Origin of the sequence: Streptomyces sp. NPDC052396 (assembly GCF_044593195.1) — a bacterium.
GTDB lineage: Bacteria > Actinomycetota > Actinomycetes > Streptomycetales > Streptomycetaceae > Streptomyces.
Genome location: NZ_JBIUAW010000007.1, coordinates 502511 through 511295, shown reverse-complemented (window position 1 = coordinate 511295; position 8785 = coordinate 502511). Strand labels below are relative to the sequence as shown.

The 8785-nt window shown below is 73.6% G+C and carries 8 protein-coding genes; 6 read left to right on the top strand and 2 right to left on the bottom strand.

Going from position 1 to position 8785, the window contains the following annotated elements; translation table 11 throughout:
- Positions 1–292: 292 nt before the first annotated feature.
- Positions 293–862: a hydrogenase maturation protease gene (locus ACIHFE_RS21450; RefSeq protein WP_400108777.1), complete on the bottom strand. Its 570-nt coding sequence runs from the start codon at positions 860–862 to the stop codon at positions 293–295.
- On the bottom strand, positions 859–2538 hold the full coding sequence (locus tag ACIHFE_RS21445) for an enoyl-CoA hydratase-related protein (protein ID WP_400108776.1): 1680 nt from the start codon (positions 2536–2538) through the stop codon (positions 859–861). Before ACIHFE_RS21445 ends, ACIHFE_RS21450 begins: the two co-directional genes overlap by 4 nt.
- Positions 2539–2782: 244 nt before the next feature.
- Here ACIHFE_RS21445 and hypA point away from each other — a divergent pair, with 244 nt between their 5' ends.
- Genes hypA through hypE form a run of 6 tightly spaced genes read left to right on the top strand, consistent with a single transcriptional unit; the run spans position 2783 to position 8746 of the window.
- A complete protein-coding gene (gene hypA / locus ACIHFE_RS21440) occupies positions 2783–3139 on the top strand; it encodes a hydrogenase maturation nickel metallochaperone HypA (protein ID WP_400108775.1) in 357 nt (118 codons plus the stop codon).
- Positions 3139–3885: a hydrogenase nickel incorporation protein HypB gene (gene hypB / locus ACIHFE_RS21435; RefSeq protein ID WP_400108774.1), complete on the top strand. Its 747-nt coding sequence runs from the start codon at positions 3139–3141 to the stop codon at positions 3883–3885. Before hypA ends, hypB begins: the two co-directional genes overlap by 1 nt.
- On the top strand, positions 3882–6221 hold the full coding sequence (gene hypF, locus ACIHFE_RS21430) for a carbamoyltransferase HypF (RefSeq protein ID WP_400108773.1): 2340 nt from the start codon (positions 3882–3884) through the stop codon (positions 6219–6221). Before hypB ends, hypF begins: the two co-directional genes overlap by 4 nt.
- A 17-nt stretch (positions 6222–6238) precedes the next feature.
- The gene (locus ACIHFE_RS21425) at positions 6239–6514 is read left to right on the top strand and encodes a HypC/HybG/HupF family hydrogenase formation chaperone (protein WP_400108772.1); all 276 of its coding nucleotides are present in this window, start codon (positions 6239–6241) and stop codon (positions 6512–6514) included.
- The gene (gene hypD / locus ACIHFE_RS21420; protein ID WP_400108771.1) at positions 6511–7671 is read left to right on the top strand and encodes a hydrogenase formation protein HypD; all 1161 of its coding nucleotides are present in this window, start codon (positions 6511–6513) and stop codon (positions 7669–7671) included. Before ACIHFE_RS21425 ends, hypD begins: the two co-directional genes overlap by 4 nt.
- Positions 7664–8746 carry a hydrogenase expression/formation protein HypE gene (hypE, locus tag ACIHFE_RS21415; protein ID WP_400108770.1) on the top strand — a complete coding sequence of 361 codons (1083 nt, stop codon included), beginning with the start codon at positions 7664–7666 and terminating at the stop codon, positions 8744–8746. Before hypD ends, hypE begins: the two co-directional genes overlap by 8 nt.
- The last annotated feature ends 39 nt before the right edge of the window (positions 8747–8785 follow it).

The window sequence follows — 8785 nt, the reverse complement described above, 5'->3', positions numbered from 1 at the left end:
ACCGTGAACACCGAGATGATGCTGGCCGCCGCCGGCGCCCTCGCCGATGTCGTCGCCGAGGACGAACTCAACGCGAACTACATCATCCCCAGCGTCTTCAACGCGGCGGCGACCCAGGCCGTGGCCTCGGCCGTCAAGCGGGCCGCGCTGGCACTGGGCCGGACGGACTGATCCCCGGGCGCGACGCCGGTGGCCGGGCATCCGTCTCCAGCCGTCGGCGTTGCGCCCGAGCGAGGCAAGTGCAGGGGTGTGCAACTCCGGTCAGGCGGGCAGGACTTCGTGTCCGAGCAGGTCAGCCAACCGGCCATCGGTGGCTGGTCGCGCGGTTCCTCGCGCCGCTTACGGGGCGCCCCAGCGCCTCCGCCAGCAGTGACTCCAGCAACCGCACCGCCTCCCCCACCGCCGCGCGCACCGGCGCGCTGAGGCCGGTGGGAATCTCCGGCTCGTCGCCGCGCAGCCGCACCAGCGGTTCGCAGCCGAGGACCAGTACCCGGGGCAGGGTGAGGCCTTCGGCCCGGGCCAACTCGCCGGCCCAGGCGAGCACTTTGACCGGGTCCATGCCATGGGCCTCCGGCGCCGGAGGCGGCGCATCGGCGGCGGGCGCGTCCACTTCGAGTACATACAAGGTGCCGGGGCGCCCCCCGCGCGGGACGGCGTCCAGCAGAATCGCCGTCTCATAGCCGGCCAGCAGCCGGTAGGCCAGGTCCATGCCGCGGATGCCGAAGTCGGCGAGGTCCACGGCCGGGGGCAGCGGACGGTCGCGCAGCGCGGTGACCAGTTCCGGGCCGAAGGCGTCATCGGCCAGGAAGATATTGCCCACTCCGGCGACCAGCACCCGGCCGGCGGATCCTCCGGCGGTCATGCGCGTCCCGCCATACCGGCCGGCGCCGGGCGTTTGCGGACGAACGCCGAGCGCAGGGCGTGATAGGGGGCCGCCGGGTCGTCGAAGGTCTCGCGCATGGCGCGCAGTTCCCCGGCGCGGTGGGCGGCGAGCGGCTTGAGCGCCTCATCGCGTTCACGGACGGCCTTCTTGGCGGCGATGCGCACCGCTACGTCCGTGTCCCGGGTCAGATCCAGGGCCAGTTCGGCCACCGCGGGGGCGAAGCGCTCCACGGTGGTGGGCAGCACTCGGTCCACCAGGCCGCATTCCAGGGCCCGTTGGGCGCTGACGGGCAGGGCTTCCCCGGTCAGCCGTGCCGCTTGTTCGCCGCCCACACGCCGGGGCAGGGTGTAGGTCCAGTATTCGGAGCCGTACAGCCCCATCAGCCGGTAGTGCGGGTTGAGCACCGAACCGGCCCTGCACCACACCTCGTCGGCGGCCAGCGCCAGCATCACCCCGCCCGCCGCCGCGTTGCCGGCCAGGGCGGCCACCACCAGCCGGTCGGTGGTGGTGAGGATCGCTTCCACCAGGTCGTCCATGGCATTGATGTTGTCCCAGGACTCGGCGGCCGGATCGGGCGCCGCCTCGATGACATTGAGGTGGATGCCGTTGGAGAAGAAGTCCCGCTCCCCGCCGAGCACCAGTACCGAGGTGGGGCGCCGGCAGGCGGCCCGGTAGGCGCTCAGCAGCCGTCGGCAGTGCCTGGTGCTCATGGCGCCGCCGGGGAAGCGGAAGCGCAGCAAGCCGACCTCGCCCCGCTCCTCGTAGCGGATGTCGCTGAAGGTCCGCCGGTGGCCGGACAGTTCCAGTGGTGCGGCCATCTCCGGTACGTCCGGCGGCAGTTCGCCCAGCGCCACCGTGGCGGGCAGTCTGATGCCCGCCTCGCCGTGCGCCGTCCGGCACCGGCGCAGTTCGGGGATCCACACCGCGCCGTCGGCGGTGGCCCGGCAGATCGCCCCGGCCCGGGTGGCCAGCACCGTGCCGGGCCGGCCGCGCAGCCGGTCCTCGGGGTGGCCACCGTGCAGATACCACTCGGTTCCGGCCAGTTCATCGCGTACGCCCGGCCAGGAGTCGGCGGCCCGCAGGGCGCGCAGCACGGCATCGGTCGGCTGGCTGTCCCAGTCGATGCGGCGTGCGCTCTGCCGCATCGGCGGGCGGGTGCGTACCGCGAGTCCGTCCTGGGGCCGGGGGGTGAAGCCGCCGGAGCCGAAGCGTTCCACCGCCAGATGCACCGCGTGCAGGGCGGCGTCCGCCACCTCGCCGCGGTACAGGTCGCTCTTGCCGACGCCGGCCGGCATGGTGAAGCCGGCCTCGGCCCACACCGGCCCGGCGTCCATGTCCGCCTCCGCCTGGAGGACCGTCACTCCCCAGTGTGCGGCGCCCTCCTGGAGGGCCCAGTCCAGGGCGGAGGGGCCCCGGTCGCCGGGCGGTCCGGGGTGGACGACCAGGCAGGTGTGTCTGGACCACACGTCCTCGGGGATCACCGTCCTGAGCATGGGCGCCAGCACCAGCTCGGGCCGGTGCCGCAGGACCGCGGCGCGTACCGCGTCCGCGCCGTCGGCCACGGCCGTCCGCACGGTGTGGCCCTGGTCGCCGAGCTCGGCGAAGACCCGCTGGGTGAGGCTGTTGAACGCGCTGGCGATAAGCAGAATCCGCATGGGAACCGGCCTTTCCGGATGCGTGACCGAGTACGGACCCCCCGGCCGATCCTCGCCGACCGGTGGCCGGGGCCGTCCCTTCGCCCCGGCCCGGACGCCCTGGATTGCGCTGGCCGGGCGAATACCTGGGGCCGCATGGCAGCACCGGCCGTGCCGCGGCCGCCGCGCGGCGGCGGCGCTGGGCACCGTGGACCCCTCAGGAGGGATCGTCGGGTGATATGCGCGATGACGGAGCGGAAGCCGGATGCATGAGCTGTCGATCGCGACCGTGATCGTGGAACGGGCCGGGGAGCTGGCCCGGCGGCATGGCGCGGACCGGGTGGAAGCGGTGCGGGTGCGGGTGGGCGAGCTGGCCGGGGTGGTGCCGGACGCTCTGTCGTTCTCCTTCGAGGTGGCCCGGCAGGGCACCGCGCTGGCGGACGCCCGGCTGGTCGTCGAGGAGGTTCCGGCACGTGCCCGCTGTGAGCCCTGCGCGGCCGACTTCGCGGTGGGCGTGCCGCCCTTCCTGTGGTGCCCCCGCTGTGACCAGCCGTCCGAACGCCTGCTGTGTGGGCGGGAGTTGGAGATCACCGCCATTGAGCTGGAGGAGGCGAGCGTGTGATGTGCCGTGTGGTGGATGTGCGCCAGGCGGTCCTGGCGAAGAACGACACCCTGGCGGGTGCCCTGCGCGAGGAGCTGGCCGGCCGGGGCACGGTGCTGGTCAGTCTGCTGTCCAGTCCGGGGAGCGGTAAGACGGCTCTGCTGGAGCGGGTGTTGTCGGTGAGTGCCGGCCGTGGGGTGCCGGTGGCGGCGCTCACCGCCGATCTGGCCACCGAGAACGACGCCCGGCGGCTGGCCCGTTCCGGTGTTCCGGTGCGGCAGGTGCTCACCGGTGGACTGTGCCACCTGGACGCGGCCCAGCTCCGGTCGCATCTGGAGGGCTGGCTGCCCGAGGCCACCCGGGTGCTGTATGTGGAGAATGTCGGCAATCTGGTCTGCCCGGCCTCCTATGACCTGGGCGAGACCCTGCGGGTGACCCTGATGTCGGTGACCGAGGGCGAGGACAAGCCGCTGAAGTACCCGGCTGCCTTCGGGCTGGCACATCTGGTGGTGCTGACCAAGGCCGATATCGCGGAGGCGGTCGGCTTCGACGAGGCCCTCTTCCGGGAGAACCTCGCCCGGGTCAATCCCGGGGTGGAGGTGGTCCGCACCTCCGCCCGCACCGGCGACGGCGTGCGGCCGCTGGTGGACCGGGTGCTGGCGGTGGCGGCGGAGGGCGTGTGCCACCGGCCGGTGATGGCGGACGCCCCGGCGGACGGCCATGGGCCCGCGCACCACCCGGACGGCTTGGCGGTGCCCCGCACGTGACCACCGTTCAGGACGCCCAGGGGCCCGTCCGGCACCGGCTGGTGGTGCGCGGCACGGTGCAGGGTGTGGGTTTCCGCCCGTTCGTCCACTCACTGGCCCATGGGCTGGCGCTGTCCGGCCATGTGGCCAACCACCCGGACGGTGTGGTGGTGGAGGTGGAGGGCCCGCCGGAGTCGGTGGAGGTCTTCCGGGAGCGGCTCGGCCGGGAGGCGCCTCCGCTGGCCGTGGTGTCCTCGGTGGCCCGGTACCGGCTGCGGGCGCTGGGGACGAGCGGGTTCAGCATCCGGCCGTCGGCGTCCGGCGCGGGGCGCACCCTGGTGCCGCCGGATGTCGCCCTGTGCCCGGCCTGTCTGGCCGAGCTGAGCGACCCCCGGGACCGCCGCTTCCGGCATCCCTTCATCACCTGTACGCACTGCGGGCCGCGTTTCACCATCGTCACCGGCCTGCCCTATGACCGTCCCCGGACCACCATGGCCGGCTTCCCGCTGTGCGAGCGGTGTGCCGGGGAGTATGCGGACCCGGCCGACCGGCGGTTCCACGCCCAGCCGGTGGCCTGCCCGGACTGCGGGCCGCGGCTGCTGCTGGAGCGGCCCGGCGACCGGTGCCGGGGGGCGGACGCCCTGGCGGCGGCCCGGGAGCTGCTGGCCGGCGGCGGGGTGCTGGCGGTGAAGGGCGTCGGCGGCTATCACCTGGCCTGTGACGCGGAGGACGAGGCGGCGGTGGGCCGGCTGCGGGCGGCCAAGGAGCGTGGCGGCAGGCCGTTCGCGGTGATGGTCGCCGACCTGGCGACGGCGCGCGCCCTGGCCCCGGTGAGCGAGTCCGAGGCCCGGCTGCTGAGCGGGCCGCGGGCGCCGGTGGTGCTGCTGGCCCGCGCGCCCGGGTTCTCCCCCGCCGTCCGCCTGGCCGGGGCCGTCTGCCCGGACAGTCCCGGGGTGGGGGTGATGCTGCCCTACAGTCCGGTGCACCGGCTGCTGTTCGGGCTGCCCGGCGACCCGCCGGGGCCGCGGGCGCTGGTGATGACCAGCGGCAACCGCTCCGGTGAGCCGATCGTGACCGACGATGAGGTGGCCGCGCTGCGGCTGGCCGGGCTGGCCGACGCCCGGCTCGGGCATGACCGGCCCATCCGGGTGCCCTGCGATGACTCGGTGGTTCGGGTACGGGCCGACGGCAGCTGTCTGCCGGTGCGCCGGTCGCGTGGCTATACGCCGGAGCCGGTGGCCCTGCCGTTCGAGGTGCCGCCGGTGCTGGCGGTGGGCGGCGATCTGAAGAATGTCTTCTGTCTGGCCGAGGGACGCTCCGCCTGGCTGTCCCAGCACATCGGCGACCTGGGCGAGCTGGCCACGCTCACCGCGTTCGAGCGGGCCCTGGACCACCTCACCGCCCTGACCGGGGTCCATCCGGAACTGCTGGCGGCCGACCGGCATCCGCGCTACCGCTCGTCGGCCTGGGCGCGTGACCATGCCGCGGGCCGTGCGCTGCGCCTGGTGCAGCACCACCATGCGCATATCGCCTCCGCGATGGCCGACGCCGGCCTGGACGGCACCACCCCGGTCATCGGGGTGGCCTTCGACGGCACCGGCTATGGCGAGGACGGTGCCGTGTGGGGCGGCGAGCTGATGCTCGCCGGCTACACCGGCTACCGCCGCCTGGCGCATCTGGCCTATGTCCCGCTGCCGGGCGGCGACGCCGCGGTCCGCAATCCCTGCCGGATGGCGCTGTCCCATCTGCGGTCCGCCGGCCTGCCCTGGGAGTCCGGGCTGCCCTGTGTGGACGCCTGCGCGGAGGAGGAACGGCGGCTGCTGGCACGGCAGTTGGAGCGTGGGGTGGCCTGTGTGCCGACCTCCAGCATGGGCCGCCTCTTTGACGCGGTGTCCTCGCTGGTGGGGGTCTGCCACCGGGCGGGCCATGAGGCCGAGGCGGCCGCGGGCCTGGAGGCCCGCGCGGTGATGGCGGGGAGCGGCTGCGGAAGCCCGTACGCCTTCGAGGTGTCCCCGGCGGCCGGGGACGGGCCGCTGACGGCCGGCCCGGCGCCGGTGCTGCGGGCGATCGTGGCGGACCTGCGCCGGCGGACCCCGGTGGAGGTGATCGCGGCCCGTTTCCATCTGGCCGTGGCGGCCCTGGTGGTGACGGTGTGCACGGCCGCCCGGGAGCGCACCGGGGTGGGCACGGTCGCCCTGACCGGCGGGGTGTTCGTCAACGCGGTACTGGAGGAGGAATGCCACCGGGGGCTGGTGGAACGGGGGTTCACAGTGGTCCGGCACCGGGCCGTCCCCTGTGGCGACGGCGGGCTGGCGCTGGGCCAGTGCCTGGTCGCGGCACGGTCCGGGCGGGCCTGACGGAAGGAGTGAGGCGGATGTGCCTGGCAGTGCCCGGCAGGGTGGTGGACGTCGGGGAACGCGACGGCACCCCGATGGCCAAGGTCGACTTCGGTGGAGTGGTCAAGGACGTGTGCCTGGCCTATCTGCCGGACCTTCAGGTCGGTGACTACACCATTGTGCATGTGGGGTTCGCCCTGCAACGTCTGGACGAGGAGGCGGCATTGGCGACCCTGGAGCTCTTCCGGAGCATCGGGGCCCTGGACGAGGAGTTCGGCGACGCCTGGAGCCGTGCGGCCGAGGAGGCCCGATGAAGTATCTGGAGGAGTTCCAGGATCCCGGCCTCGCCCGGCGGCTGCTGGACGAGATCCATGCGACCGTCACCCGGCCCTGGGCGCTGATGGAGGTCTGCGGCGGGCAGACCCACTCCATCATCCGCCATGGCATCGACCAACTGTTGCCGGAGCAGGTGGAGTTGATCCACGGTCCGGGCTGTCCGGTCTGTGTCACCCCGCTGGAGGTGATCGACAAGGCGCTGGCCATCGCCGCCCGTCCCGAGGTCATCTTCTGTTCGTTCGGGGACATGCTGCGGGTGCCCGGCACCGAGGGCGATCTGTTCCGGGTCAAGAGCGCCGGGGGCGATGTGCGGGTGGTGTACTCACCGCTGGACGCGCTGGAGACCGCCCGCCGGCACCCGGACCGGCAGGTGGTGTTCTTCGGCATCGGCTTCGAGACCACCGCTCCGGCCAACGCCATGGCCGTCCATCAGGCCCGGCGGCTGGGCATCGGCAACTTCAGCCTGCTGGCCTCCCATGTGCGGGTGCCGCCCGCCATCGAGGCGATCATGAGCTCGCCGCGCTGCCGGGTCCAGGGCTTCCTGGCGGCGGGGCATGTGTGCAGCGTGATGGGCACGGCGGAGTACCCCCGGCTCGCCGAGCGGTTCGGCGTGCCCATGGTGGTCACCGGCTTTGAGCCGCTGGACATTCTGGAGGGGGTACGGCGCGCGGTGCGGCAACTGGAGCGCGGCGAGCACCGGGTGGAGAACGCCTATCCGCGCGCGGTGCGCGAGGAGGGCAATCCCGCCGCGCTGCGGATGCTCGCCGAGGTCTTCGAGGTGACCGACCGCGCCTGGCGGGGCATCGGCACCATCCCCGGCAGCGGCTGGCGGCTGGCCCCCGCCTACCGGGAGTACGACGCCGAGCACCGCTTCGAGGTCGGCGGGGTACGGACCGAGGAGCCGGCCGCCTGCCGCAGCGGCGAGGTGCTCCAGGGGCTGCTCAAGCCGCATGAGTGCGCCGCCTTCGGCACCGTGTGCACTCCGCGTACTCCGCTGGGGGCGACCATGGTCTCCAGCGAGGGGGCCTGTGCCGCGTACTACCTCTACCGCCGCCTGGGTACCGGCGCGGCGGCCGTCACCGGCGTCACCGGCGCAACTGGCGTTACCGGCAAGGAGGCGACCTCCGTTGGCTGACTCCCCCGCTCCCCTCACTCCCCTGCTGCCCGACCCCTCCGAGTGGTCCTGCCCGGCGCCCCTGCGGGACCGGTCGGTGGTCGTACTCGGCCATGGCGGCGGTGGCGCGCTGTCGGCGGAGCTGATGGCGGACATCTTCGCGCCCGCCTATGGCAACGAGATCCTGGGCCGGCTCACCGACTCCGCCACCGTGGATCTCGGCGGGGCACGACTGGCCTTCTCCACCGACTCCCATGTGGTGCGGCCCCTGTTCTTCCCCGGCGGCTGCATCGGCGACCTGGCGGTCAACGGCACGGTCAACGACCTGGCCATGAGCGGTGCCCAGGCCGCCTTCCTGTCCTGCGCGTTCATCCTGGAAGAGGGCACCGAGCTGGCCGTGGTGGAGCGGGTCGCCCAGGCGGTGGGCGCGGCCGCCCGGGCGGCCGGGGTCAGTGTGGTCACCGGTGACACCAAGGTGGTGGACGCCGGGCACGGCGACGGGGTGTTCATCGCCAGCTCGGGCATCGGACTGGTGCAGCGCGGGGTGGACATCCGCCCGCAGCGAGCCCGGCCCGGTGATGTGGTGATCGTCAGCGGGCCCATCGGACTGCATGGCGTGGCGGTGCTCAGCGTGCGCGAGGGCCTGGAGTTCGGCGTGGAGATCGCCAGTGACACCGCACCACTGGGCGGCCTGGTGGCGGCGATGCTCGCCGTCACCCCCGAGCTGCACGTCCTGCGCGACCCCACCCGGGGCGGAGTGGCCACCGCCCTCCATGAGATCGCCACCGCTTCCGGCACCGGGGTGGTCCTGTGGGAGCAGGCCGTCCCGGTGCCCGAGCCGGTGGCCAACGCCTGCGGCTTCCTGGGGCTGGACCCGCTGTATGTGGCCAACGAGGGCCGGCTGCTGGCATTTGTGCCGCCCGAACACACCGATGCACTGCTGGACGCCATGCGCGCCCATCCCCAGGGCACCGGGGCCACCGTCATCGGCGAGTGCGTGGCCGGTCACCCCGGCATGGTGGTGGCCCGCACCCGGCTCGGCGGCACCCGGGTGGTGGACCCGCCCCTCGGCGAGCAACTGCCGCGCATCTGCTGACGCCGGGACGGCGAACGTGTGAGCGATCCATCGCACGTT